General features: G+C 39.7%; 25 protein-coding genes. 8 read left to right on the top strand and 17 right to left on the bottom strand.

The window, feature by feature from the left end:
• Positions 1–82 precede the first annotated feature (82 nt).
• Together PR766_RS17180 and waaA are read right to left on the bottom strand one after the other, a co-directional pair.
• The gene (locus PR766_RS17180) at positions 83–1,546 is read right to left on the bottom strand and encodes an ArnT family glycosyltransferase (RefSeq protein ID WP_154635867.1); all 1,464 of its coding nucleotides are present in this window, start codon (positions 1,544–1,546) and stop codon (positions 83–85) included.
• Positions 1,547–1,752: 206 nt separating this feature from the next.
• Positions 1,753–3,030, bottom strand: coding sequence for a lipid IV(A) 3-deoxy-D-manno-octulosonic acid transferase (waaA, locus tag PR766_RS17175; protein WP_154635866.1), 1,278 nt, complete (start codon positions 3,028–3,030; stop codon positions 1,753–1,755).
• Between the two features lie 214 nt (positions 3,031–3,244).
• Here waaA and coaD point away from each other — a divergent pair, with 214 nt between their 5' ends.
• Complete coding sequence (gene coaD, locus PR766_RS17170; RefSeq protein ID WP_006660572.1) at positions 3,245–3,730, top strand: pantetheine-phosphate adenylyltransferase; 486 nt, start codon at positions 3,245–3,247, stop codon at positions 3,728–3,730.
• Between the two features lie 3 nt (positions 3,731–3,733).
• Here coaD and mutM read toward each other — a convergent pair whose 3' ends face one another.
• Complete coding sequence (mutM, locus tag PR766_RS17165; RefSeq protein ID WP_036962540.1) at positions 3,734–4,543, bottom strand: bifunctional DNA-formamidopyrimidine glycosylase/DNA-(apurinic or apyrimidinic site) lyase; 810 nt, start codon at positions 4,541–4,543, stop codon at positions 3,734–3,736.
• 115 nt (positions 4,544–4,658) lie between these two features.
• On the opposite strand from mutM, the gene PR766_RS17160 reads away from it, so the two are divergent.
• On the top strand, positions 4,659–5,927 hold the full coding sequence (locus PR766_RS17160; protein ID WP_230086724.1) for an O-antigen ligase family protein: 1,269 nt from the start codon (positions 4,659–4,661) through the stop codon (positions 5,925–5,927).
• On the opposite strand, the gene PR766_RS17155 is transcribed toward PR766_RS17160, so the two are convergent.
• A complete protein-coding gene (locus PR766_RS17155) occupies positions 5,922–6,926 on the bottom strand; it encodes a glycosyltransferase family 2 protein (RefSeq protein WP_154635865.1) in 1,005 nt (334 codons plus the stop codon). The genes PR766_RS17160 and PR766_RS17155 overlap by 6 nt on opposite strands.
• Before the next feature lie 182 nt (positions 6,927–7,108).
• Here PR766_RS17155 and PR766_RS17150 point away from each other — a divergent pair, with 182 nt between their 5' ends.
• Complete coding sequence (locus PR766_RS17150; RefSeq protein WP_230086719.1) at positions 7,109–8,662, top strand: phosphoethanolamine transferase; 1,554 nt, start codon at positions 7,109–7,111, stop codon at positions 8,660–8,662.
• A gap of 40 nt (positions 8,663–8,702) precedes the next feature.
• Here the strand turns inward: PR766_RS17150 and PR766_RS17145 are convergent, their stop codons facing one another.
• The 8 genes from PR766_RS17145 to radC form a co-directional block, all read right to left on the bottom strand.
• Entirely contained in the window at positions 8,703–9,680 is a 978-nt protein-coding gene (locus tag PR766_RS17145; RefSeq protein ID WP_230086717.1) for a glycosyltransferase family 8 protein, read from the bottom strand.
• A gap of 12 nt (positions 9,681–9,692) precedes the next feature.
• On the bottom strand, positions 9,693–10,694 hold the full coding sequence (locus PR766_RS17140) for a glycosyltransferase (protein WP_154630945.1): 1,002 nt from the start codon (positions 10,692–10,694) through the stop codon (positions 9,693–9,695).
• 25 nt (positions 10,695–10,719) lie between these two features.
• The gene (gene rfaP / locus PR766_RS17135; protein ID WP_154635864.1) at positions 10,720–11,517 is read right to left on the bottom strand and encodes a lipopolysaccharide core heptose(I) kinase RfaP; all 798 of its coding nucleotides are present in this window, start codon (positions 11,515–11,517) and stop codon (positions 10,720–10,722) included.
• The gene (locus PR766_RS17130; protein ID WP_154635863.1) at positions 11,510–12,634 is read right to left on the bottom strand and encodes a glycosyltransferase family 4 protein; all 1,125 of its coding nucleotides are present in this window, start codon (positions 12,632–12,634) and stop codon (positions 11,510–11,512) included. Before PR766_RS17130 ends, rfaP begins: the two co-directional genes overlap by 8 nt.
• 1 nt (position 12,635) lies before the next feature.
• Positions 12,636–13,700, bottom strand: a complete 1,065-nt coding sequence (gene rfaQ / locus PR766_RS17125) for a lipopolysaccharide core heptosyltransferase RfaQ (RefSeq protein ID WP_036962530.1) — start codon at positions 13,698–13,700, stop codon at positions 12,636–12,638.
• Positions 13,701–13,909: 209 nt separating this feature from the next.
• The gene (rpmG, locus tag PR766_RS17120) at positions 13,910–14,077 is read right to left on the bottom strand and encodes a 50S ribosomal protein L33 (RefSeq protein ID WP_004265124.1); all 168 of its coding nucleotides are present in this window, start codon (positions 14,075–14,077) and stop codon (positions 13,910–13,912) included.
• A gap of 11 nt (positions 14,078–14,088) precedes the next feature.
• Positions 14,089–14,325, bottom strand: a complete 237-nt coding sequence (gene rpmB, locus PR766_RS17115; protein WP_004265123.1) for a 50S ribosomal protein L28 — start codon at positions 14,323–14,325, stop codon at positions 14,089–14,091.
• Between the two features lie 253 nt (positions 14,326–14,578).
• The gene (gene radC / locus PR766_RS17110; RefSeq protein ID WP_154635862.1) at positions 14,579–15,244 is read right to left on the bottom strand and encodes a RadC family protein; all 666 of its coding nucleotides are present in this window, start codon (positions 15,242–15,244) and stop codon (positions 14,579–14,581) included.
• Between the two features lie 182 nt (positions 15,245–15,426).
• Here radC and coaBC point away from each other — a divergent pair, with 182 nt between their 5' ends.
• From coaBC to slmA, 3 genes are all read left to right on the top strand, one after another.
• Entirely contained in the window at positions 15,427–16,665 is a 1,239-nt protein-coding gene (gene coaBC / locus PR766_RS17105; protein ID WP_154635861.1) for a bifunctional phosphopantothenoylcysteine decarboxylase/phosphopantothenate--cysteine ligase CoaBC, read from the top strand.
• Complete coding sequence (gene dut, locus PR766_RS17100) at positions 16,619–17,092, top strand: dUTP diphosphatase (protein WP_181665331.1); 474 nt, start codon at positions 16,619–16,621, stop codon at positions 17,090–17,092. Before coaBC ends, dut begins: the two co-directional genes overlap by 47 nt.
• 218 nt (positions 17,093–17,310) lie before the next feature.
• Positions 17,311–17,907 (top strand): nucleoid occlusion factor SlmA, encoded by a 597-nt coding sequence (gene slmA / locus PR766_RS17095; RefSeq protein ID WP_006663233.1) that lies wholly within the window; start codon positions 17,311–17,313, stop codon positions 17,905–17,907.
• 54 nt (positions 17,908–17,961) lie between these two features.
• Here slmA and pyrE read toward each other — a convergent pair whose 3' ends face one another.
• Positions 17,962–18,603 (bottom strand): orotate phosphoribosyltransferase, encoded by a 642-nt coding sequence (pyrE, locus tag PR766_RS17090; RefSeq protein ID WP_036979193.1) that lies wholly within the window; start codon positions 18,601–18,603, stop codon positions 17,962–17,964.
• A 139-nt stretch (positions 18,604–18,742) separates the two neighbouring features.
• Positions 18,743–19,456 (bottom strand): ribonuclease PH, encoded by a 714-nt coding sequence (rph, locus tag PR766_RS17085; protein ID WP_006660589.1) that lies wholly within the window; start codon positions 19,454–19,456, stop codon positions 18,743–18,745.
• A gap of 123 nt (positions 19,457–19,579) precedes the next feature.
• Between rph and PR766_RS17080 the strand changes: the two genes are divergently transcribed.
• A complete protein-coding gene (locus PR766_RS17080) occupies positions 19,580–20,443 on the top strand; it encodes a YicC/YloC family endoribonuclease (protein WP_154635860.1) in 864 nt (287 codons plus the stop codon).
• Positions 20,444–20,589: 146 nt separating this feature from the next.
• On the opposite strand, the gene PR766_RS17075 is transcribed toward PR766_RS17080, so the two are convergent.
• The 3 genes from PR766_RS17075 to PR766_RS17065 form a co-directional block, all read right to left on the bottom strand.
• Positions 20,590–21,234: a Qnr family pentapeptide repeat protein gene (locus PR766_RS17075; protein ID WP_154635859.1), complete on the bottom strand. Its 645-nt coding sequence runs from the start codon at positions 21,232–21,234 to the stop codon at positions 20,590–20,592.
• 325 nt (positions 21,235–21,559) lie between these two features.
• Positions 21,560–22,816: a nucleoside permease gene (locus PR766_RS17070; protein WP_154635858.1), complete on the bottom strand. Its 1,257-nt coding sequence runs from the start codon at positions 22,814–22,816 to the stop codon at positions 21,560–21,562.
• Between the two features lie 122 nt (positions 22,817–22,938).
• Positions 22,939–23,757 (bottom strand): purine-nucleoside phosphorylase, encoded by an 819-nt coding sequence (locus tag PR766_RS17065; RefSeq protein ID WP_154635857.1) that lies wholly within the window; start codon positions 23,755–23,757, stop codon positions 22,939–22,941.
• A gap of 202 nt (positions 23,758–23,959) precedes the next feature.
• Here PR766_RS17065 and PR766_RS17060 point away from each other — a divergent pair, with 202 nt between their 5' ends.
• On the top strand, positions 23,960–25,162 hold the full coding sequence (locus tag PR766_RS17060) for an ROK family protein (protein WP_154635856.1): 1,203 nt from the start codon (positions 23,960–23,962) through the stop codon (positions 25,160–25,162).
• Positions 25,163–25,257: the final 95 nt, after the last annotated feature.

The raw sequence follows: 25,257 nt of genomic DNA, 5'->3' as shown, positions 1-25,257 counted from the left end.
CTTCCCATCTACAGTATGGGATCCAAAAAAATGAAGCGGCCATTTGACCGCTTCATTAATTTCTCAATACAGAAGAAGATTGCTATTTTTTCTCAGGCGCAATAAACCCAAAACACATGGTCTTCGGCTCAGCATCCGGTTCAGAACGATAAACGACATCTTCTTTCTCAATCGTAAACTGTGGCCAGAATTTACGTACTTTCGCAAAATCTTCATGTGCACAATCATCATATTTACGACCTAATAAAATAGCACCGTGTTCACGAATTTCTGCTTCAGTAATATCACGGTTATACACATTTGGTGGCATATGATTTTCTAACGTCCACGGCTGAATAACGTGCGGTCTATCTTGAGCATAGATAATAAACCATTGATGTAAATTATCCTCTCCGCCGACATATTTTACTGGTGTACCATAACGCTGGTACCAACGCTGCTCACCTTCAGCAATTAAGGTTTTCACCCCAATGAACTTTTGACCAGCACCGCGAATATTTCCTGCTTGAACAATCAAGTAGCCCAGAACCATCAATATACCAACCACCGCTAAGCCAATTAATGGTTTTTTCAGAGATTTCTTTGGCATTACCGTGATTGAACCAACAAACAAAGGTGCACATACCATCATAAATGGTTGTAGCCATTCAGTAATTCGTCCGCCATCATGGAACGAAAACCAACCGTAAATAACCGCTAATGGAAATAAAATAATAAAGTTTGCCATGCGATTAGATAACGCTTTTGGCCAACCAATTTTTCCACCACAACAATACAAAATAATGGCTGCAATGATCAGCGGATAAAACACACTTAATGCAGCTTCAGTCGTATGTAAATTAAAACCAGGGTCAATTTGCGAGTCTACCCATTTAAAGGCAGAAAAATCACTCGCCATTAGCCAGAAAAAGTTTGGCAATATCATGGCAAACCAAAGTGCTATCGCGAGATAAAATACTGGATGGCGATAGCTTTGGCGGGCTTGCTTCACAAATACAGTTAGCAAGAACACTGACCCAACTAAGGCTAATGTAGAATATTTCCCCATCGTGGCGAGGCCCGCAACCAAAGCAAACGGCAGCCACCACAGCGGGTTATCTTCAACAGAGCGTAGGAAAAAGTAGAGCACCCACGGCCAGAGTGTTACTAAAATATAGTTATCATTATAAGGAATGATATCGAAGTTAATAACACCGGATAAATTCATCATCAGCATCGCAAACCAAGCCAGGTCGCGGCGCCCGGTTAATCGATAAGCTAATTTCCATACCCCAAGTAGCCCAAATGCAATACCGACAAAATGGCTGAAATACCAATAGAAACTATAAGAAATCCCCAAATGGATGGCTGGCCACATCATCATGCCCACGAACCAAGGGTTTTTTGGCGATCCCCATTCACCATTCATTCCCCAGTTCACTGCTTCCACAGTATCGTAGGGAACCGTTGGGTCAAAAAAGAAACTCGCAAGGATCCAGGCGATGGCATAGCCAATGATCCAAAGATACAAATACTTATTTGAAACTGGTTGATTGGTAGTTGGCATTCTTTTTTCAGCGAAATTTATCAATAAAGTTAAAGGGAAATACGCATTATTTTATCTCGAGGTTTAGAGGATGCCCCCTAACTCGAGCGAGTATGCAAAAATGTGACTGGATAGTTTACTATACTTTAAACAAAATAATTAGAAATGAGAGAAATTGTCATTACTCATTATAGTAATATTCAAGTTAACAATATTTTTGCTAAATATTATTGTTCTCTTGGGGGTAAATAAGGCTGTAATAATTTCAGTAAGCGTTGTAATGCGCCTTGGTTTTCATGCAATACTTCAGCCGCATGACGACCATAATACAAGCGGTAATCTTCATCAGACAATAAGCTCGTAACCGCTTGAGCCATGGATTCACTGTCTGTTACTGTAATTAGCCCATCAGCTTGAGTGAGCTTGGCACAAATATCTTTAAAATTAAAGGTATGCGGTCCCATTAAAACCGGTAGTGCATGAGCGGCGGCTTCTAAAGGATTATGCCCGCCAGTTTCGACTAAACTGCCGCCAACAAAAGCAATATCAGCAATTCCATAAAGCAACATAAGCTCACCCATCGTATCACCAATAACGACTTGCGTTTCTGGAGATGGGATAGCGCCACTACTACGTCGAATAAAACTGAGTCCAGCCTTTTGCGTCAACTCTTCCGCTTTAGCAAAACGCTCAGGATGCCGTGGGACTAAAATTAACAATAAATTAGGAAACTTTTGCAGCAATTGTTGATGTGTCTGTAAAACAATGGCTTCTTCACCTTCATGGGTGCTCGTCGCAATCCACACGGGTCGGTGTGCCGCCCACTGTCTGCGTAATGTAATGGCTTTAACCGCCAGTTCAGGGGTAACGGAAATATCAAATTTTAAGCTTCCCGTCACTTCTAACTGCTTACGCCTTAATCCTAACTGGATAAAACGCTCACCATCTTCTTGATGTTGAGCCGCAACCATCGTGACGTTTTGCAGCATACGTTTCACGAAGCTACCTAGTTTTTGGTAACCCGCGGCTGAACGTTCAGATAATCGAGCATTGGCGATCACTAATGGAATATTTCGCTTATGCAGTTGGTTGATCATATTGGGCCATAATTCCGTTTCCATAATAATGACCAACTTAGGGTCAACTTGTTTAAGAAAACGGTTCATTGAACCCGGTAAATCATAAGGTAGGTAAACGTGGCTGATATCATCGCCAAAAGCGGACTGGACGCGCTCCGAGCCTGTTGGAGTCATTGTCGTGACAGTGATAGGGAGTGATGGATAGTGATGGCGTAATGCGCGAACTAGAGGCACAGCCGCAAGAGTTTCCCCCACCGAGACTGAGTGCAACAAGATACCTTTCGGAACGACTTTTCCGCTACAAAAGCCATAACGTTCCCCCCAGCGTTTACGATACGCAGGCGCTTTACGGCTACGCAGTAATAAGCGTATCCAAATTAGTGGCTGGATGAGATAAAGAAGTACCTGATATACACGCAATAGCATTCGATCTGATTCACTTACCAAAATTGGCGGTATCTTACCATAAACCATTACTGAAAGTGTGTAGAATCTGCGCCTAAAATTAGACTTAAAATAAATGTATACCTATCCGTGCTTGTTGCAACAGAGCCCAATTGCCGTTAATGTGGATTTCACCGTCACTTATTCATCTTTATATATTAGAATAAGCACTAATAAACAATGAGATAGCAATATTATGAACCATAAAGCTATTTACCCGGGCACCTTTGACCCGATTACCTCTGGGCACGTTGATATCGTAACCCGCGCCGCCGCAATGTTTGATCATGTCCTACTCGCTATCGCAAATAGCCAACGCAAAAGCCCTATGTTTAATTTGGAGGAGCGCGTTGAACTGGCAAAGCAAGTAACCGCTCATTTGGATAATGTGGAAGTTGTTGGTTTTTCAGAGTTAATGGCAAGTTTTGCCCAAAAACATGGTGCGAATATTTTAATTCGCGGAGTGCGCTCAGTCGCGGATTTTGAGTATGAATGGCAGCTAGCCAATATGAACCGCCACTTTGTTCCCGATTTAGAAACCGTGTTTTTACTCCCATCACAAAGTTTGTCTTTCGTTTCATCCTCTTTAATTAAGGATGTTGCGCTTCATGATGGGGATATTTCGTCGTTTTTACCGCCGGTTGTCGCCGAGGCTATGCTGAAAAAACTCAATAAAATCTAGCGGTTACTTCTGACATTGAGGGCAATAAAAGGTTGTCCTCTGCCCTTGTTTAATGCTTTCAATCGGTGTTCCACATAAAGAACATGGCTCACCTTTTTTCCCATAAACAAACAACTCTTGGGCAAAATAACCAGGCTTCCCATCCGACTGTAAGAAGTCTTTCAGAGTCGTACCACCTTGCTCTATCGAACGTTGTAGCACTTTTTTAATCTGTGTCACGAGTTCAGTGATTTCATTGAGTGTCAGTGTATTCGTCAATTTTTCTGGTGAAATTTTTGACGCAAATAGCGCTTCGTTAGCATAAATATTTCCCACCCCAACAACCACTTTGTTATCCATCAACCACGGCTTAACCGCAACTTTACGTTTTGCTGCTAAATCAAATAAATACTGAGGATTAAATTCATCTGAGAGAGGCTCGGGACCTAAGTGGGCAAGCACAGAGCTGGATGCTAAATCCTCACACCAAAGCCACGCCCCAAAACGCCGAGGGTCGGTGTAACGCAAAACTTTTCCATCACCTAAAATAAGGTCTACATGATCATGTTTTTCTTCTGGGAGTTCTTCGGTTAAAATCCTGACACTACCAGACATGCCCAAGTGGACAATAATCCATCCTTTGCGCAGCTCAATCAGCAAATATTTTGCCCGACGTTGGACACTTAACACGGTTTCATCAGATAAACGTTTGATTTGTTCGCTGACCGGCCAACGTAAACGTTCATTACGCACAATTGCATAACTAATTGTATTACCGACTAAATGAGGTTCAATACCTCGGCGACTGGTTTCAACCTCGGGTAGTTCTGGCATGGCGAGCTCCAATCTCTCTCATATAAAATCAATCATTTCTTCTAAGTTGAATTAACCTCAGTTATTCTAATGAGAAATATTTTATCCATTATCATCATTTCTGAGCAATGATATTATGACCAAATTATCTTTCAGCGGTAGTATTTTAGTTCAATCATTTCATCGATACCTTCCCACCCTGATGCTCGGACTATGTTTTATTGCGATTTTGTTATTACCTTTTAAACCTGATATTACCAGTAAAATATTTAATTTTGCAGGCATACTTTCCGTTTTAATATTTTTATCCTCGCCTAAGAGCTATTTAAAAAATAAAATAGTCATTATTGCGATCCCTTTATTTTTGATTGGCATAACTCATTTGATTTGGGTGGAACTTTACAAAACAAGTGATTCTATTTATAGAAATGTCTACCATGGATACTTCCAAATGGGGAAAATAGCTCTGTTTGGTAGCTTTATATTGCTTGTCACCCATAACGCGTTGAAAAATATTTTAATCTCGAAATTGCATTTAATAACCGCAACAATAAGCCAGATAAGCGTTCTGGGTTATACCGTATATCAAGAGTTTTACCTACATATTCCAAGGGTTGAATTGGCATTCCACAATGCCTCAAATGCCACTGGAGCAGCTTATGCCATGATATTTCTATCTTTATATGCTCAATTTATCTTTTTATCTTACGCCTCTAGGATAAAATATTATTTATATTCTCTATCGATTTTAATCACTTTTTTCTGCGTAGTTTTGACTGAAACTAGAGCGGGAATTCTATTGTATCCAGTGATTAGTCTCTGTATCTTTTTTCTTTATTTTAAACAAAATAGAAATTTAAAATTAAAGTTTATGTTAATCCCTATCGTTGCAGCTTTAATTATATGTACAATTTTTAGCAAAACAATTATACAAAGAATGCAAAGTGCCAATGATGAAGTAATCGCCTATATCAAAAATGACTCTACATCCACATCTGTTGGAGATCGACTATCTATGATCCAAACGGGATTTTATGCATCTAATGGATTTCTATGGCAATCAGCAGAAGAAAGAAATAGTAAAATTATCGAATTAGCAAAGAATGATAAAGGATTCGCTGGCGCAACTGAGCATATGCAAGCCCATTTACATAATGATCTAATGGAAGAATTGTCCACCAAAGGCTGGATTAATGGTGTTCTGCTTATATTATTGTTCTATTTTGCAATATTTACATATGGCTATAAACAAGCCAAAAACCCTTTTATCTTAGGGTTTGCATTCGTCTTAATAGGGTTAGGACTTAGTGATACACTGATTATTTCTACCCAAGTATCACTCTCGTGGATGCTAGTGCTAATTCTTATGACTAGCTGCTTTTCTTCACGATTGAAATGCTCATAATTTACTGTTTTTCTTAGTATAAAGCACTTTAATTAGAGCCCAAACGACTGTGTTATTAAGTGCAATAATCTTTGCTCTTCTTCTGTATTTTTTAGAGAGCAAACTAACATCATAGCCCGCAAAGAATTTCTGGTCATTCAGGCTGGATAGCTCACGATACTTTTTAGCTAAAAATAGCTTCCAGCCATACCTCAACTTACTACTTAACACATTTGATGCTAGTTGATGGTAAACAAAATTTTGATCTTTTCCCGTATAAATCTGTTTAATTTCTTTTTCTATCGTTTCCTTAGCATTGATATCATGAAAATAATCATCTTTAGTCCAGACCGATGTTGTTAACGACCCTTCACGATACTGGTGGTGGTATAAGTAACTTAAACAAATATTTAATTTCGCCACAGATAATATCTGACATATAAATAAAATATCTTCTGCTAAGCGTAAATTTGGATTAAATCGAATGTTTGTTTTATCTAAAAATGATTTTGAAATTAACATTGAGCCAATATGAAATGACATATCACCTAAAAGATACTGGCTAAGTATTCTTTGAGAATCATTAGATTTAGGTAATTTTTCAACCATATTAGCGTAATGTTTGTAATACCCACATAGTTGGACATCTACTTTATGTTGGTTAATTTGCTCAACAAGTATTTCCAAGAATGTAGGTTCTAATTTATCATCACTATCGAGAAAACAGAGATACTCACCATCTGCATATTCAATGCCTGTATTGCGAGCTTTAGAAACACCGCCATTAGGCGTAGTAATAACCTTAAAATTTAGGTTATTACCCAATTTTTGGGTAATAACTTCTACGGTATTATCGGTTGAACCATCATTAACAATCACAATCTGATAATTCGAATATGTTTGCTGTAAAATCGAATCAATAGTCTTACAAATGAAAGCCTCAGAATTATATGTAGGAATAATGACTGAAACTAAGCCATTTTGGATTTGATTACTCTTTAAAAATTGTTGGTTATCCATAAAATTATGCCGTAGAATCATTAATAGGTATATCTATACATATAGATTAAACTAATCATAAATTAATGTATATGCCCATTTTATCTGATGTTCAAATTTATACTCTGTTATTGAACAACCATTTAAGTCAAATATGCGAAGTACTTATTCTAGACAATGCAAAAACCTATTGGTCTTGAAAAATGAAAGAAAGAATAGATATAAAAAAAATCCTATTTACGATTATCTCACTAATTATACTCGTCATTTTTTCTAAAATGATGCTTAGAGGAACTGGCATTGGACATCCTAGCGTTCGCGAAATAACATTGATATGTCTATTTTTTATTATTTTAAGTTCATCTAAAAAAGCCTATTGGTATTTGGGTTCTATATTCACCGCAGCCTATGTTATATATACTCCAATAGGATTAACATTTGGTATCCCAACCTATCAATATTTAGCATCATTAATTGCTACAGATGCTCTAGAAACACAGGAATTTTTCACTCAAATTCCGATTAAAAACTATTTATCTAGTTTGGTGATCATCGCTGGCTTTATTGTCTTTAAAAAAATAATTACAATAAAAAAAATTAACTTATATAGAAACAAGACTTTAATGATTTGCCTCATTATTATTGCCTTAATCAATCAATCTCCATTTCAATTTTTCAATGAAAGCTACCAATCTTTTGTTAATCTGAAAGATGAAGTAAACTCGTTAAGCGATTTGACTAAAAAGAGTGAATGGGGTCAGTCTGAACAAAAAAATAATAGTACTCAGTATGATGACTATGTTTTGATTATTGGGGAAAGTGTCCGACGTGATTATATGGGAATTTATGGTTACCCAATTAACAATACGCCATTCTTATCTAAGGTAAATGGAACTATTGTTGAAGGATTAACAGCAGGTGGTACTAATACCATATCGTCATTACGTTTAATGTTAACCTCCGCTGATAAAACTGATTGGCAACCCAATTATGGGTTAAATTTTATCGATCTCGCTAAATCCGCCGGAATAAAAACATATTGGTTATCCAACCAAGGATTTATCGGTGAGTACGATACGCCAATTAGTTTTATTGCATCTCGAAGTGATACGAAAAAATTTATTAAAATTGGGGCGTATAATTCCAGTAATGCAAGTGACTTTGAACTCATTAATATGTTCAAAAATGAGCTCAATTCCAAGATAGCGGAAAAACAAAAAAGATTATTTGTTGTTCATCTTTACGGCTCACACCCTGACGCCTGTGCAAGAATTGAAGATTATGGTAATCAATACATTACGAAAGATGAAAAATATAATAATGTTTCCTGCTATGTAACGAGTATTCAAAAGACAGATGAAATCATCGAGAAAATTTATAATTTGTTAGGTGAACAAGAAAAAAGAGATAAACGTACTTTTTCTATTCTTTATTTCTCTGACCATGGACTATCTCATAGCGAAGTTAACAATGAAATTCGAATGAATTTAAGCAACTCTACAGCAAAAGTTCTCGAAATCCCATTGATTAAAATATCATCTGATGATAAAGAAAGAATAATGGTGAAAAATTTTAAATCTGGCTTACTATTTGTAGATGGACTCGCTAATTGGCTAGGCATTAATAATAGTAAAGTTGATTCAAACCATAGTTTATTTACACCTAAAGATGATGTCACTGATTATGGGCTATATAATAAGTATTCTAAGTTAAAAAACTCAGACAGCGACCAAGCTATTGATATTCGAGAAAAATAATTCTTATTCGGTGGTGATTAATAATCACCACCGTTAATTTTTATTTAAACTTTTTATATTTAATCAAGCTAGAAATTCCAGTTAAAAACTTCTTCTGATTAAATTCATGTTTATATCTCTCTTGATACTCTGGTTTTTTCTTTGCATCAACTAATTCATCATTTTTCCAAGGTGATGTTTCAAAAGCGACTTTAAACGTTTGACTTGCTGGGTAATTAACCGCCCAATAGTGCCAAGGTTTGGTCGCCCCTGTATAATGAATTAATTTAGTTTCTGATGTAATATAATCTTTATAATTCTTATGTTCTAATTCATTCTTTAGAGTATAAATGCAATTATAATCTCTTGGCAGATAAATATTCTGGCAATTAAATATGATATTTAACGCATCTTGATCTAAATATTTTAATGTCTTTCCTGTGTGGTTATTCGTAATCAGGTTAAATGCCTGCTTAGTGAATTTATTTTTATCCCAAACTTTTAGATTCAGAAAAATAACGCCAGCATTAAAATATTTATCTTTTAGCTGAGGCATAGAAAGACGGTCAACACAAGAAATCTGCATGTTTGGTACATCCGGAATAACAGCTGCATACTCTCCATTAAAAGCAATATCTATATATTTTCTCAAGCTGCCTTTACAAAAGACATCTGCATCCAAATATAAAATAGATGATAATGTTTCACATAAATGATCAAAAATAAAGAATCTGAAATAGGTCGCGTAAGACCAAACATGAGATATTGGTAGTTTTTTTAGTTCATCCGCATTAATGATGTAAATATCGATATTAACATTCTCATTTAATGTTAATTTTTCTAATTTAGATAAAAATTCATCATTCATATAATCAGTAAATAGATGGAATTTTAGCTTGATATCTGAATTATTAATAATAATTGAGTTCATAGATAAACCAGAACCAAATAAAAATCCTTTATCTACACCATAGGCAATATTTAGTTCAGCAGCACCATTTTGTGCTCCCAACTCGATTTTTTCTTTTATTAAGTTCACGTAAATACCTACTTATATTTTACTAAAAAAATATGCCATATAATTTTTGAAAGCAAAAAAATACTTTCTTTGATTAATATTATGCTTTGCACAATACCGTAGATGATTGCTGCTTTTTGCTTTAAGCAATGGTACATTTCGCCATGGAGAGACAGCCCTCGCCTCTAAAAATGGTTGCGCTGTCTCATAATTAGCCCACTCATGCCACGGTTTTGTTGGGCCCACATAATGAATAAATACAGTAGTTCGTTTTACGGGAAAATCAAAACTCTTTTTTAACTCGTAGTTCAAGCTAAATTGAGTATTAAAAATAGAACTAATAAATAATACACTATCCGTTAATAAGATATTTAGCACGTCTTGGTCAGGATAAACCAGTCTATGGCTAACCTCGTTATCCATCAGTAACGCCATCGATTTTTCTGTTACATTGTTCGTTTTCCACGTCCGTAGATTTATATACATGACGCCGCTATTAAAATAGCCTTTCGATACAGATGGGAAACCTAATGAATCGGCTCTTTTTTGCCACCAGACCTTATCTCGCTCAGGAACAACCGCCGCAATATAACCCAATAAGTTATGGCTTAGGAGCTCATCGATATTACGGTTACAGACCACATCTGCATCGAGATAAAGTAAATAATCTATTTTATCCTTAAAATATTCTGCGATAATAAATCTAAAATAGATAGCATGAGTCCAGTTTTTGGTCGTAGGTAGCTTTTTAACGTTATTTGAATCAATAAAATAAATCGTAATTTTTGTATTATATAAGTGACAAATTTCAGCAAATTTAGCGATATCTTCGTCACTCATTGAATTATCAATAAAGATATGAAATGCAAACTGAATGTGTGGATTATGCATCAATAAAGATACAATCGAGACGCCGCTACCATACAAAAAATTATGATCAATCCCATATGCAACATGCTGGCATGACGAATCATCTATCTCGATATTTCCAATCGGAATTGTTTTTTTTACCATACCATCAAAATTAATTACCATGCCTATGTTCCATACCGAATTTTAATTACAAGCCGCGTTTTTCAGTTCTTTCTTTAATTCGCTTTGCCTTACTTTTTGCTTCAGCCATCAAACTAGATTCTTTACTTAGTATCTCTTTTAACGGCAGATCAAAATAAATCTTCATAAATCTGAAAATATCGCGCTGCGTCAAACCGATTTCTAATGAAGAAAAGTATAGCCCAATCAAATCCTTATTTCGCCAACGGGTAGGGACTGAAGACCTTAACTGTGCACGATGTAAATCAATGACTGAAATTTTTAAATCTTGCTGATTTTCCGTAAACGGTAAATGCAGTAAGAAATGGCAGATATAGCAGTCGCGATGGTTAATACCGATGCTATGCATCTTACGTACCATTTCAGCGACTCGCTGGATCAACATTTGCTTAGTTTTGAATTTAGGCGGTTGAGTGACCCAATTAGCGCAGTAATCTTCTAAGCTCACTGTCGGCGTTAAATCTTCAGTGATAATAAATGAATGACGGCGAAGTGGATTCCAACCTTTTTGCCCGAAAGCTCGCCCGTTCATTGTATCAACGCCGGCTTCAGTTAATCGATGAATAGCATTCCACTCACGGTCTGCACCTAACACAGGTAAACGGAATGAAAATAAATTCTTCAAAACTTCTTTTAGTGTCGTACCGTAGTGGATCTTAATAAAATAGCTTTTATCATCGAGCTGAAAACGTAGCGTTCGACGTGTTTCTAATGCGCGAAAAACTTCACCATCCAGTTTGTCTGTCTCAGCAAACGGGTCTTTATCTTTCCATAATTCGTTAAAAGGCGCTTTTAACTCAACCATTAGAGCATCCTAAAATAATATCGGCCGCTTTTTCCGGTAAACTATACAGATCTTCTGTATCTGAATAATATTTTGCGTTGTTTGCCCATTGAACCAGTTTCTGAGTATCTTGCAAACTATCGCATAGTGACTGATTTAAAATAGACTGTTCGAACGGCTCTGCTATCACTACGCCACATTGCGCTTTATTGATAAATGATGCATAACCACACACTTCGGTCACAATAATCGGTAATCCAGCCACAATGGCCTCAAGAAGTACGATTCCTGCCGCTTCTTGATAAGCTGGATGCATTAATAAATCAGCAGCTGCCATTAACTCAGCGATATCATTGCGCCCGCTAAAAAATGACACTTGTTTTGCAATCCCTAAGCTTTCCGCGAGTTTCTTATACTTAGCAGGTTTATCTTGTCCAACAACCATCAACAATGTGTTATTTCTGATGCTTTCTGGCAGTGCTGCCATTGCTTTAAGGGTTCTATCAACCCCTTTACGTTTGAAATCAGATCCCACTTGAAGTAATAAAAAAGCGGAATCAGGTATTTGATTTTTTTCTCGATAAATACGCTTCGCATCGGCAATTTGCTGGTCATATTTTCGGTCAATGGCAATGCCAGGGGGAAGCATATGAAAACGTTCAGTTTCAGTACCATAATGCTTTTCAAAATGAGCAATTTGATGAGGGGTCAGCATCATTAGCTGGGTTGGCTGACCTTTTTGGAAGACCGCTTTTTCAAACGCAGCGTAATGTTTATAACGTGGAGTCAACTTATAGAAAAACCCTTTCTCTTCCGCGACTTTTTGCGCGTAACAAACATCCGCAGCAAAATAAACATCTAATCCTGGCATTTTATTAAAACCAACAATCCTATCTGCAGGATGTTGCTTCAGATCTGCCATCACCCATTCATAATATTGCCGATTCCGACCATGGTTAGTGCCTGAACTAACAGGAACAATAACAATTTCAAACTGTTCCGGTCGTTCACCTTCCCATGATTGGGTATAAACGCGAATGTGATGCCCGCGAGCTTGGCACGCTGTCGCAATACGTAAAAAGTCCCGTTGTAACCCACCGAATGGGAAATATTTATACAGACAGAATGCCAATACCATACTAATACCTTCCCATCATTGAACGCATATTCATCGGTAGCATTTTTTCTGTTGCATCAATCACATCACAAGCTGGGATCACCGAAAGGTATTTTTTATTGCGATCCAACTCATCTCTTGGCGGCATTTTTTCGTAGTCGCCAGCCCAGAATTTCACCACATTGTCACTCCATGGACGCCAAAAAACATGGTTTGTCGCACCAAACAAGCAAACAATTGGAGTTTTCACTGCTGCCGCAATATGCATCGGCGCAGAATCAACGCCAATGAAAAGTGCGGCGTGAGCAATTAATGCCCCTAATTCAGGAAATGATGTTTTACCCGCCAACTCAGTTGTTGGCTTCGTTTGGCAATTGTTGGCTATTTCATTCACGCACGCTAAGTCTTCTTTGCTTGGACCTGACGTTAGTACAACTTGATATCCACGAGACTGCAATGCGTCAATCACCGCCGAGAATTTTTCATTATCCCAACATTTAAAGATTTGCCGTGCTGTAGGTTGAATCACTACGTAGCTACTGTGCACCCCAAGATCGAGCAACCGTTGGTCAATTTTTTTCCAATCTTCTTCCGTATAAGACATGGTTAGGTCTGTGTTAAATTCTTGGATTCCTAACGGCTTTAATACAGAAAGATTATTTAAAACAACATGCTCCCCTTCAGGAGGAGTCAGATGCGTGAAGCTATTTCGCCAAAATTTTGAATCGCGATGCCCAAAATCATGGGAAATCTTCGTTGTAGCGGGAATCGCGCGAACCAGTAGTGAAACCATCCACTGATCAGCAAGGTTAACGACCAAGTCATACTGATTACGACGTAATTTAAACAGTAAGCTTAAAAAGTTACAGGCTTTACTGAGCCCGCCACTTTTTTTACCTTTCATACCATATAGCGTATGGATTTCTTGGTTTTCCGATAAGATAGGAATTGTGTCCTGATAAAGTAAAACATCAATCTGAGCATCAGGATAATTTTGCTTCAATGAGCTGATAACAGGCGTCGTCAGTAGCATGTCACCATGAAATCGCATCTTGATCACAAGAATTTTTTTGTACTGTTTTTTCACCAGGCGCTCTTAATCAGGTCTATAGATAAATTGATATGGATATTTGACAATAAAATGCGTTATTAATTCCATGAATACTGAATATGTTACTACGTTCAGATTAACGGTTATAGCTTTTAATCAATATCCCAATGGATAGCCATTTTATCGCTAATTTTTGGCAAAAAAAAACCCAGCCTAAGCTGGGTTCTTCGTACGCAGAAACAAAATTATTTGATTTTTGCTTCTTTGTAGATCACATGCTTACGAACAACTGGATCGAATTTTTTCAGTTCCAGTTTTTCTGGCATTGTGCGCTTGTTCTTCGTAGTGGTATAGAAGTGACCTGTACCTTCAGAAGAAACCAGCTTGATTTTCTCGCGAATACCTTTAGCCATTTTTTAGCTCCTTAGTACTTCTCACCGCGGGTACGCAGTTCAGCTAGAACAGCATCAATACCCTTTTTATCGATAACACGCATACCTTTAGCAGATACACGCAGTGTTACGAAACGTTTCTCAGACTCAACCCAGAAACGGTGAGAGTGCAGGTTTGGCAAAAAACGACGTTTGGTCGCGTTTAATGCGTGTGAACGGTTGTTACCGCTCATTGGACGCTTGCCGGTAACTTGGCAGACTCGTGACATGTCTATTCTCCAAAAATCTAATCAGCTCGAGCTTTTTTGTTCTGGGCTTGACTGCCTCGTCAGGCTTAGGAGCCCATCTCAGCAAACTTTTAAGTGATCAACAAAATGTATTTATCTTAGCAAAAAAATTTACTGAGATAGGCTCTTCTCGTCAAACCCGAGATCCTTAAAGGTGGCGTAGTATACGCTTTCAATCGTTTTCACTCAAGCCCAACACAGCAAAAGTTGTCATTTTTTAGTCAAAAAAATGATTTTACAGCCATCCACGCTCAGCAAATGAGATACAAGATTTGTGTCCAACGACAAAATGATCGAGTAATTTAATCCCCATCACGTCGCAAGCACCTTGAATTTGCTCAGTCACATACTTGTCTGCCATGCTGGGTTCCGGATTACCAGACGGATGATTATGGGCAAGCACTATCGCACTCGCATTCATTCTCATTGCAAGCCGAAGAATTTCCCGCGGGTGAACTTCAACACGATTGAACGTTCCTTTAAACATTTCTTCATGACAAATAACCTGATGTTGGTTATTGAGAAATAGCACCATAAACACCTCACGCTCCTGACCTGAGAATAACTCAAGTAGCTTAGATTTCAGTGCATTAGGATTATTCATGATATCCGTGCACAACACTTGCATTGAGAAACAGCGCTTCGCCAATTCACTCGCAGCTTGCAATTGCGTCAATTTACAATTTCCTACGCCTTTGCATTCAATTAACTTCTTATAGTCAGCTTGCACTAATAAATAGAGTGAACCAAACTCATGAAGTAAACGTTGAGCAAGTTGTAAAACAGGTTCCCCTCGCGTTCCTGTACGTAAGAAAATTGCTAATAGCTCTGTATCTGATAATGAAGCAGCGCCGTATGCGAGCATTTTTTCTCGCGGTAAAAGCTCCGTGTATTCATGCATCGACTAGCCTCCTTTCGCGTCGTTGCCCTCTTTTTAGCTAACGAATTCGCTAACGACAATCGTCTAAGCTGTCCTTTGCGTAGCGCTTCGCAAAAATAGCATAGGGATACAAAATCGGCTCTCTCACCAAGCTCATTGATATGGTAAGATGCCCCCCATGTTGACCAAATCGGACAGAGACCATGACTCAGCAAAATTCCGTTAACTCATTATTAGGTAAGAGAATTGTTCTCGGTATTAGTGGCGGAATAGCCGCGTATAAAATTCCAGAGCTCACTCGCCGACTGCGTGATGAAGGAGCATCTGTACGTGTTGTGATGACACCTGCGGCAAAAGCGTTTATTACGCCTCTTACTTTGCAAGCGGTATCCGGTTATCCGGTCGCTGACGATTTGCTAGACCCTGCAGCTGAAGCCGCAATGGGTCACATTGAATTGGCAAAATGGGCTGATATAATTATTTTAGCGCCAGCCACTGCGGACCTAATCGCTAGACTCAGTGCGGGTATGGCGAATGATTTACTCACAACGGTTTGCCTTGCATCTTCTGCTCCTATTGCGGTCGTTCCCGCAATGAACCAACAAATGTACCGCGCGGCGGCAACCCAAGATAATTTAATCAGACTGCAACAACGCCAGTTTATGATATGGGGGCCCGACGAAGGTAGCCAAGCATGTGGTGATGTAGGTCCTGGGCGCATGATAGACCCACTCGCTATTGTGAAATTAGCAAGTCAGTATTTCCAGCCACATTTAGATCTACAAGGGATTTCAATCATGATCACGGCAGGTCCAACCCGTGAAGATTTAGATCCTGTGCGTTTTATTAGTAACCATAGCTCTGGAAAAATGGGTTTTGCCATCGCACAAGCGGCAAGTGCTCGCGGAGCGAACGTCACTCTGGTTGCAGGCCCCGTTAACCTTGCAACACCAAATGGTGTAAATCGAGTTAATGTTATCAGTGCCCTTGAGATGTATGAGCAAGTGCACCAATCGATTCATCAGCAAGATATCTTTATTGGCTGTGCGGCCGTAGCCGATTACCGCGCCAAAACCGTTGCTGAAAATAAAATTAAAAAACAAGGTGATGAAGTCTCCATTACCCTTGTAAAAAATCCTGATATTGTGGCGAGTGTCGGGAAGTTAACGCAAAATCGACCTTATGTGGTTGGTTTCGCTGCAGAGACCCAAAATGTCGATGAGTATGCACGACAAAAACGCCAACAAAAGCAACTTGATTTAATTTGTGCTAATGACGTTTCCCTAGCAGATAATGGTTTTAATAGTGATAACAACGCATTACATCTGTTTGATGCTTTCGGTGATGTTCGTTTACCACACAGTAGTAAAATTGAATTAAGCCACCATTTACTTGATGAGATACTTCAACGTTATGAAAAAAATCGATCTGAAAATTCTTGATCCCCGTATTGGGAACGAGTTTCCACTGCCAACTTACGCAACCACTGGCTCTGCGGGTTTAGATTTACGTGCATGCCTTGATGCACCTATCGATTTAGCGCCAGGTCAAACTGAATTGATCCCAACGGGTTTGGCTATCCATATCGCTGATGAGCAACTTGCTGCCGTGATCCTGCCACGTTCAGGGCTGGGTCATAAGCATGGTGTTGTTCTGGGAAATTTAGTGGGTTTAATCGACTCAGACTACCAAGGTCAGTTAATGGTGTCAGTATGGAACCGCAGTGACAAAGCTTTCACCGTTGAACCAGGTGAACGTATGGCACAAATGGTATTCGTTCCTGTTGTTCAGGCACAATTTAATATTGTGGATGATTTTGATGCAACAGAGCGTGGTGAAGGTGGTTTCGGTCACTCTGGTCGCCAATAAGTCAAACCAATTCACGCTGAAATACCGAATATAGGCGCTCTAAAAACGCCTATATTTGTGAATAAAAACAATCATTACGGTGTTTCTTATCTCGTGAGCTGTTTAGATTTGGTTATAATCTCTACATATTTTAAACCTGTTTTATTCTGAGGGTGACTTTACTCAGAGCGAAATTTTGGATAGTTTGTCTTGCTGTTTTAGCAGGGGTCTTATCAGACATGGCAGAGAATACAATACAAAAACGTAACAGACGTGATGAGATTTTACAGGCTCTTGCGTTAATGTTAGAAAGTAGCGACGGTAGCCAGCGTATTACAACGGCAAAACTCGCTGCAGCGGTGGGTGTTTCAGAAGCGGCGTTATATCGTCATTTTCCAAGTAAAATGAAGATGTTCGACAGCCTAATTGAGTTTATTGAAGATTCACTCGTTTCACGCATCAATCTGATTTTAGCGGATGAAAAAGATACACTTGTCCGAATTAAATTGGTTTTAGCGCTAATTTTAGGTTTCTCAGAGAAAAACCCTGGATTAACGCGTATAATGACAGGGCATGCGCTCATGTTCGAGCAAGATAGACTGCAAGGGCGCATTAACCAATTATTCGAACGTATAGAATCGCAGCTGCGACAAGTCCTAAAAGAGAAAAAAATCCGTGATGGGCATGGTTTTATCCATGACGAATCATTATTAGCTTCTCAACTATTAGCCTTCTGTGAAGGTATGCTGTCGCGCTTTGTGCGTTCTGAGTTTCGTTACCGTCCAACGGTAGAATTTGAAGCTCGCTGGCCTTTAATTTTGGCTCAGCTACAATAACCACTTATTTATACTACTCACCCCGCCCGTTATTGGGCGAGGGCTTTTTTTCAATTAAATACCATACTGCTCACGATACGCTTTCATCGCAGCAAGATGCTGTTGCATATCTTCTTTTTCGGTTAAATACGTGATTAAATCGCTCATTGTGATGATCGAATACACTTTACACCCATAATCACGCTCAACTTCCTGCACCGCAGAAATTTCCCCTTTTCCTTTTTCTTGACGATCCAAGCACAGCAACACACCATTTAAGGTGGCTTCTTGTTGTTTGATAATTTCCATCGACTCACGAATTGCCGTGCCAGCGGTAATAACATCATCAACAACTACAACGCGCCCTTGTAATGGACTACCCACTAATGTGCCGCCTTCCCCATGATCTTTCGCTTCCTTACGATTAAAACAATATGGCATATCGATATCGTGATGTTCTGCTAACGCCACTGCCGTTGTTGTTGCAATAGGGATCCCTTTATAAGCGGGACCAAAAATCACATCACACTCAATCGCACTCTCTTTTAATGCTTGTGCATAAAAACGACCCACAAGAGCCAAGTCACGCCCTGTATTAAATAGCCCCGCGTTAAAGAAATAGGGGCTTTTACGACCTGATTTCAGCGTAAACTCACCAAATTTTAGTACCTGTTTTTTCATGGCAAGTTCAATAAAATCGCGCTGATAGGCTTTCATTGGTCATTCTCCTCATTAATTAATATTGGTCTTTTTTATTAGAACTACTTTCACGGTTTATCTTTATCAGTAAGCAACTTAATCAATAAACAGCGGACATAAAAAAGGCGACTTTTCAGCCGCCTATTCAATCATAAATCTATTTCAGCGCTTCTCGCTGAGCTTCGAAAATGGTGTCTAGCCCCGTCTTCGCGAGAGCGAGTAGTTCGAGTAACTCTTCATGGCTGAACGGCTCACCTTCTGCGGTACCTTGTACCTCAATCATGCGACCATCTTCCATCATCACCACGTTCATATCGGTTTCTGCGGCGGAATCTTCCACATACTCAAGATCACATAAGCCTTCTTGCCCTACGATACCAACCGATACCGCTGCAACCATAGATTTCAGTGGGCTTTTTGCTAATTTACCTTGAGCAACCATATTATTCAGGGCATCGACTAATGCGACACAAGCTCCTGAAATAGATGCAGTACGTGTACCACCATCCGCTTGGATAACATCACAGTCTAAAGTAATGGTGTACTCTCCGAGTTTTTTCAGGTCGACCGCAGCACGTAATGAACGCGCGATCAGTCGTTGAATTTCCATCGTACGACCTGTTTGTTTACCCTTTGCCGCTTCACGTTGATTACGAGAATTGGTTGCACGAGGTAACATGCCATATTCTGCGGTAATCCAACCTTGCCCCTGACCTTTTAGAAAACGCGGAACGCCTTCCTCAACCGTTGCATTACATAACACCTTCGTGTCGCCAAACTCAATAAGAACAGAGCCTTCTGCGTGCTTTGTATAATTACGCGTAATTTTTATAGGACGCATCTGATCTGCTAATCTACCTGCTGGGCGCATGGTGTTATCTCCGTTATCAACTCAAATTGGCACGTATTATACGTTGTTAATCGGATAATGCCTATCCTGTCATCCGTCATAGCGCTATAATCCTGTTATCTTAATGAATGATAGGAACGAATTATGATCCGTAGTATGACTGCTTTTGCCCGCCGTGATATCAAGGGTGAATGGGGGAATGCGGCTTGGGAGCTGCGTTCCGTAAACCAGCGTTATTTAGAAACCTATATCCGTTTACCCGAGCAATTTCGCAGCTTAGAGCCAGTTATCCGTGAACGCCTTCGTTCCCGTCTAACCCGTGGTAAAGTCGAATGTAACCTACGTTTTGACTTAGATGGTGCTCACCGTGGTGAGTTACTGCTCAATGAAGATTTAGCTCGCCAGCTGATTAGCGCTGCTAACTGGGTGAAAAATTACAGCCACGAAGGTGAAATTAACCCATTAGAAATTTTACGTTGGCCTGGCGTGATGTCTGCGGGTGAACAAGATTTAGATGCTATCAGTGAACAGCTGATGGCGGGTTTAGATGAAACTATCGATGCCTTTATTCAGAGCCGTGAAGCCGAAGGTGCTGCACTGCATAGTCTCATTGAACAGCGTTTAGATGGCGTTTTAGTCGAAGTTGCCAAAGTTCGCCAACATATGCCAGAAATCCTACAGTGGCAGCGTGAACGTCTGCAAAGTAAATTAGACGAAGCGGGTATCCAATTAGAAAACAATCGTCTAGAACAAGAGCTGATTTTATTGGCACAACGTGTCGATGTGGCTGAAGAATTAGACAGACTGGAAGCTCACGTTAAAGAAACGCGTAATATTCTGAAGAAGAAAGAAGCTAGCGGTCGCCGCCTTGATTTCATGATGCAAGAGTTTAACCGTGAGTCAAATACCCTCGCGTCTAAATCGATTAATAGTGAAGTCACTAACTCTGCTGTTGAACTCAAAGTATTGATCGAGCAAATGCGCGAGCAAATTCAAAACATTGAGTAATACTTTGCAGTAAATCAGAGCACATTAAAAAGCCAGCCGATACCCTGTATTTGCTGGCTTTTTACTCTCAGTATATGGCAGAGTGAAGCATAAAAGTGCGTGATTCGCGTGTGCCGCTAAGGCCCATCACCGAGATAACACTATCGTCAACTGTTACTTACAACGATGATGCCGAGACTATCTATTAAATGAAAGATTTGATCTTCGTTTAACTTAACGCCACTAAAATCCACTCGTCTAATATCTAAAGCCCCAAGCTGTGAATTCGTTAAATCACAACCCGTAAAATCTGCATCACTCCAATTAAATGAAGAAAATTCTCCACCTGAAAGATCTGAATTCCTAAAAACTGATCCTATAACCGTTGTTTCGTGCCAGCGATTCTCCCACAGCTCACATTTCTCTAAGATAACCCCAGAAAAATTCGCATAACTCAGATTCGATTTTGTGATATATGCAGAGCAAAACCATGTTTTCGCCGTAATCAAATTCATAAAACTGACACCGCGAAAATCAGCCCCTTGAGCAAGACACTCTCGGATTTCTAATCCAAGGGCCTGTGAATGCCTAAAATCTACCATGGATAAATCACAATTTTTAAAGCTGGCATCTTTTAAAATTGAACGGTTAAAACGGCACGCTTTTTGAGTATCTCTATCATAGAACCTACAATTGAGAAACTCGGTATCCGTCAAATCAGCGCCTGAAAAATCACAGTTTGAAAACACTGCATCTTTGATGCTCGTCCCTTTAAACTGATCTCTCCCTATTTTTTCGTCATTTAATAACATAATAAACCATTCAGTAAGTGTAACTGCTATATCCTGCTACTTATAGGTAATATTGTCTATATCATATCCTGCAACCATCAGGTCGATGGCTACCAGTATTAACACAAAAGCGGTGGCAAAGGGAACCCTTACAAGGGTCTCAAGGTGAACATTATTTGTTCGATTTTTTGGGGGTATTCAATTGAATCTGTACCCAATGGGGTCCCACTGAATCCAGTCACTACGTACATTTGAGTCACTGGATCAGTGAATAGATTTATCAATTTTTAGAACAACTTAAAGCCAGCATATTCGCTGGCTTTTTTTATTCAATCAAACTCAACAGTTAGATCGATTTTGCGACCTGCAACGGTTTTTCTCGCTGATGCTTATAGTGAAATGAGAAGTAGAAAATCACCGCTAAAATGACCGTATAAGACGAGAATACCAGCCAAATTGATTGCCAATCCTTCACTCCATCCACACTAAAGTAATCGACGACCAACCCACTCAATATCGCGCCAAAGTATGCGCCAACCCCATTGACCATAGTCATAAACAGACCTTGAGCACTGGCACGCATACGATGGTCAACTTCCTGCTCAATAAAAATAGAACCGGAGATATTAAAGAAATCGAACGCACAACCATACACAATCATCGACATGATTAAGAACATCAAACCAATCGTCGATGGGTCGCCAAATGCGAAGAAACCAAACCGTAATGTCCACGCTAGCATACTGAGCAACATGACGGCTTTAATTCCATATCGTTTCAAGAAGAATGGAATGGCTAGAATGAACGCCACTTCTGCCATTTGGGAAACCGATAATAAAATCGATGGATATTGCACAATTAAACTGTCTTGATACAGTGGGTTACGTGCAAAATCATGCAGGAACGGACTACCAAAAGTATTGGTGATTTGCAGCACTGCACCCAACAACATCGCAAACAGGAAAAATACTGCCATAATCGGCTTTTTAAATAGCACTAACGCATCTAACCCAAGCTTGCTCATCCAGCTTGTAGTGATCGCCTGCTTATTGACTGCGATTTTGGGTAATGTGAAAGAATACAGCGCTAACAGTAATGAACAACAGCCTGCCACATACAGCTGCATACTACTTAGCTCAAATTTTAATAAGCTGATACTCCACATCGCCGCAATAAATCCAACTGTCCCAAACACACGGATTGGTGGAAAATTCGCAACAGAATCTAGCTGATATTGGCTTAACGAGGAGTAGCTGATGGTGTTAGACAGCGCAATGGTTGGCATAAATGCCATGGCGTTGATTAACATCACCCAGAACATGACGGAAGAATCCGTGACTGTCGCGGCATAAAATAGAGAACCTGCGCAAATCACATGACAAATCATGTACAACCGATTTGCGGGAATATATTTATCCGCAATAATGCCAATTAAGCCGGGCATTAAAATAGCGGCAATCCCTTTAGAGCTATAGACCATACCGACTTCAGCCCCTGAAAAACTCAGAGTTTTCATCATGTAGGCACCCAATGTCACCAGCCAACTTCCCCAAACAAAATATTGCAGAAAAAGCATGACCTTTAAACGAGACTTAATATTCATACTAGGCTCCGTTTGAAGTAAGTTTGGCGGGTGACATTCTCAGCTTGACGATAACGCCCTAAAGGAAAACCGCTCCCGCACTGTCTTTCTATTAATTTGAGATTAAGTAACTTGAAATTACGTTAGAAGCGCTCGATGACACCAGTCACTAATTTTAAGAAGGTCGCCTTCACTTTTTCAGCAGTCTCAATCACTTCATCATGGCTCAGTGGTTGTTCTAAAATGCCGCATGCCATGTTCGTCAGGCAGGAAATACCCACCGTTTTAATCTGAGAATGGTGCGCCACTAGTGCTTCAGGCACTGTAGACATACCTATCGCATCAGCACCAAGGGTTCTGATCATGCGAATTTCTGCTGGAGTTTCATAGGTTGGACCCGTCCACCATGCGTACACGCCTTGGCGCAGAGATACGCCTTGCTCCTTCGCGACATCTAAAATCGTTTGACGCAGCTCTTTGTTGTACACTTCGCTGACATCAAGGAAACGTACACCCAGTTCTGGATTATTTGGTCCCATTAATGGGTTATTCGCTGTCAGGTTAATATGATCTGTAATTACCATTAGGTCGCCTGGGTTAAACTCAGTATTCACGGCACCGCATGCGTTAGTGATAATCAATTTTTCAACGCCCAATGCTTTCATTAAACGCACAGGAAACGTTACTTGATCCAGCGAAAAACCTTCGTAGTAATGGAAGCGACCTTTCATCGCCACGACATTTTTGCCCGCAATCGTTCCAATCACTAACTCGTTTGCGTGGCCCACTGCTTCAGACTTAGCAAAATGAGGGATCTCGCTATAAGGAATATGCACCGCATTCTCTAACGTATCGGCAAATGGACCTAAGCCTGAACCTAAAATGATCCCAACGGTAGGTTTTACGTCTGTACGAGATTGGATAAAACTCAAGCTTTCTAAAATATCTTTGGTGTTGTGCATAATGCGCTCCGCAATCAAATCAAATAATGAATATGATTGGGATAATAACGTAATTGAAAAATCTAACCGCGATCTTAATCTCATTTTGAGAAAATGTTGATAAACATGATATCTGTTAAAGTACTCATCATGTGAATCTGTTAATCTTGATAAAAGCCAGCATGGCTTGGTTCATCACGAATATAAATAGGAGGGGGAGAACTTGTTACACCGTTTATTGAATGAATTTCGCACATCTAAAAATTCCAAAACGCAAAAACTCAAAACGCTGTACCGACTGATCCTCAACCACGGGCCAATCAGGGCGGAAATGTTGACGTCCCTCGCCAACATGAAGCCAGCGACTTGTGCCAGATTGCTTGATGAACTCAGTAAGTGCCAATTGATCTCGACCTCTGAGCTCGGAGAATCGACGGGGGGACGCAAACCGATTCTGTACAGCGTGAATCCTGCGGATGGTTATCTTGTGGGTATTGAAATGAGTGATATTTACTCTACGATTGTCCTGCAAAACCTGAAGCTAGACATTATTGGTAAGGTCAAAATCAAGTACGAGCATCTTGAAACTGCCGAAAATATGCTCAACCACTTGCTAGATAACGTTGATGACCTCCTCGCTGAGCATCAATTGGATACTCAGAAGATATTGGGGATAGGCATTGCCATCGACCATATTTTAGAGCGCGATAAAGTGCCTTATTCCCACTACAAAGAAAGAATCCAAGAGCTTTATCAATATATTACACAGCGTGTTCCATGCTTCGTTCTATTAGGGAGTGGGATCAGTTTTGCGGCTTTTGCAGAATACCGGTTACGTTATTCAGCGAATAGCCAACGTTTCCTATTCACAACCTGTGATACTGATATTCGTAGTTCAACTATCATCAATAACCAATACGCTCCGACGCCAATTAGTACAGCGCAAGCTTTTGGACACATCACAATTGATATCAATGGGCAGCGTTGTGAATGCGGCTCATTTGGCTGTTTAAAACAGTACAGTTCTTTGCAGGCGATCAAATCACGCGTCATCCAGCACCTTCGACTTGGCAAACCATCAGTCATTAACCAACTCGTCACATCCGAAGCTGAAATTAACTACCACACTATTTTCCAAGCTCTCGCTCAGAATGATGAAGTGTGCCTTGAAGCACTTGAGGAAGCGGCTTATTACTATGGGATTGCGATTGCCAACGCCGTGTTAATAACCCAAGCCGATGTCGTGGTTTGTGGCGGAACCCTAACCCCAAAAAACCACTTCTTCGACATGACCAAAAAGTCCATTGAACAGAAACTCTCTATTTTTCCCAATATTAAGCCCAGAATTTATCCCGCGAATGATTCCTATGAAATTGTCGCGCAAGGCGCGGGAGGAATGGTAATGGAAAGCTATCTGTCCGAATAGTTATCGACTCAGACTTAAAAAATAAAAAAATGCCCCAACATGTGGGGCATTCTTCATTATCAATGACCGCTGACTATGTAAGTCGTTAGCTAATC

The sequence above is a fragment of the Providencia sp. PROV208 genome (genome assembly GCF_028479465.1).
Taxonomy (GTDB): Bacteria; Pseudomonadota; Gammaproteobacteria; order Enterobacterales; family Enterobacteriaceae; genus Providencia; species Providencia alcalifaciens.
Note: the sequence above shows the minus strand (reverse complement) of the source record. Positions and strands in the feature narration are given on the sequence as shown.

What these genes read in the sequence shown, in the direction of transcription:
- PR766_RS17180 (WP_154635867.1), bottom strand. Translation starts at nt 1,546, where the DNA reads ATGCCAACTACCAATCAACCAGTTTCAAATAAGTATTTGTATCTTTGG.
- waaA (WP_154635866.1), bottom strand. Translation starts at nt 3,030, where the DNA reads ATGCTATTGCGTGTATATCAGGTACTTCTTTATCTCATCCAGCCACTA.
- coaD (WP_006660572.1), top strand. Translation starts at nt 3,245, where the DNA reads ATGAACCATAAAGCTATTTACCCGGGCACCTTTGACCCGATTACCTCT.
- mutM (WP_036962540.1), bottom strand. Translation starts at nt 4,543, where the DNA reads ATGCCAGAACTACCCGAGGTTGAAACCAGTCGCCGAGGTATTGAACCT.
- PR766_RS17160 (WP_230086724.1), top strand. Translation starts at nt 4,659, where the DNA reads ATGACCAAATTATCTTTCAGCGGTAGTATTTTAGTTCAATCATTTCAT.
- PR766_RS17155 (WP_154635865.1), bottom strand. Translation starts at nt 6,926, where the DNA reads ATGGATAACCAACAATTTTTAAAGAGTAATCAAATCCAAAATGGCTTA.
- PR766_RS17150 (WP_230086719.1), top strand. Translation starts at nt 7,109, where the DNA reads ATGAAAGAAAGAATAGATATAAAAAAAATCCTATTTACGATTATCTCA.
- PR766_RS17140 (WP_154630945.1), bottom strand. Translation starts at nt 10,694, where the DNA reads ATGGTAATTAATTTTGATGGTATGGTAAAAAAAACAATTCCGATTGGA.
- rfaP (WP_154635864.1), bottom strand. Translation starts at nt 11,517, where the DNA reads ATGGTTGAGTTAAAAGCGCCTTTTAACGAATTATGGAAAGATAAAGAC.
- PR766_RS17130 (WP_154635863.1), bottom strand. Translation starts at nt 12,634, where the DNA reads ATGGTATTGGCATTCTGTCTGTATAAATATTTCCCATTCGGTGGGTTA.
- rpmG (WP_004265124.1), bottom strand. Translation starts at nt 14,077, where the DNA reads ATGGCTAAAGGTATTCGCGAGAAAATCAAGCTGGTTTCTTCTGAAGGT.
- rpmB (WP_004265123.1), bottom strand. Translation starts at nt 14,325, where the DNA reads ATGTCACGAGTCTGCCAAGTTACCGGCAAGCGTCCAATGAGCGGTAAC.
- radC (WP_154635862.1), bottom strand. Translation starts at nt 15,244, where the DNA reads ATGCATGAATACACGGAGCTTTTACCGCGAGAAAAAATGCTCGCATAC.
- coaBC (WP_154635861.1), top strand. Translation starts at nt 15,427, where the DNA reads ATGACTCAGCAAAATTCCGTTAACTCATTATTAGGTAAGAGAATTGTT.
- dut (WP_181665331.1), top strand. Translation starts at nt 16,619, where the DNA reads ATGAGATACTTCAACGTTATGAAAAAAATCGATCTGAAAATTCTTGAT.
- slmA (WP_006663233.1), top strand. Translation starts at nt 17,311, where the DNA reads ATGGCAGAGAATACAATACAAAAACGTAACAGACGTGATGAGATTTTA.
- pyrE (WP_036979193.1), bottom strand. Translation starts at nt 18,603, where the DNA reads ATGAAAGCCTATCAGCGCGATTTTATTGAACTTGCCATGAAAAAACAG.
- rph (WP_006660589.1), bottom strand. Translation starts at nt 19,456, where the DNA reads ATGCGCCCAGCAGGTAGATTAGCAGATCAGATGCGTCCTATAAAAATT.
- PR766_RS17080 (WP_154635860.1), top strand. Translation starts at nt 19,580, where the DNA reads ATGATCCGTAGTATGACTGCTTTTGCCCGCCGTGATATCAAGGGTGAA.
- PR766_RS17075 (WP_154635859.1), bottom strand. Translation starts at nt 21,234, where the DNA reads ATGTTATTAAATGACGAAAAAATAGGGAGAGATCAGTTTAAAGGGACG.
- PR766_RS17070 (WP_154635858.1), bottom strand. Translation starts at nt 22,816, where the DNA reads ATGAATATTAAGTCTCGTTTAAAGGTCATGCTTTTTCTGCAATATTTT.
- PR766_RS17065 (WP_154635857.1), bottom strand. Translation starts at nt 23,757, where the DNA reads ATGCACAACACCAAAGATATTTTAGAAAGCTTGAGTTTTATCCAATCT.